This window comes from Pseudoalteromonas sp. T1lg75, from assembly GCF_002964705.1.
Taxonomy (GTDB): Bacteria; Pseudomonadota; Gammaproteobacteria; order Enterobacterales; family Alteromonadaceae; genus Pseudoalteromonas.
This window is the reverse complement of the sequence record NZ_PQCD01000046.1, coordinates 1-295: the sequence shown is the minus strand read 5'-3', so window position 1 is coordinate 295 and position 295 is coordinate 1. Positions and strand designations below refer to the sequence as shown.

At 39.3% G+C, this 295-nt stretch carries 1 rRNA gene; it reads left to right on the top strand.

Annotation, left to right across the window (positions count from 1 at the left end):
* Positions 1-218: 218 nt before the first annotated feature.
* Positions 219-295: ribosomal RNA gene (locus C2M36_RS10145) — 16S ribosomal RNA — on the top strand; the annotation flags it as partial.

The following is a 295-nucleotide window of genomic DNA, read 5'->3' as shown; positions in this document are numbered from 1 at the left end:
AGCAATCATCTGTGTGGGCACTCGTACAGGTTGAGTTCTAACAGCAGATTCTAGTTCGCTAGATGACGCAAACAAATTTAGAGTCTCAATGTTTTTTTCCTTAAATGGAAAGTGAGTGACCAACGGAATAAAGAAATTTATTCAGCACAGTCAATTCGATATCGAAAGATATCATCACAGTATTCATTGAGCACGAAACTTCGGTTTCAAAAAACTTTTAATTGAAGAGTTTGATCATGGCTCAGATTGAACGCTGGCGGCAGGCCTAACACATGCAAGTCGAGCGGTAACATTT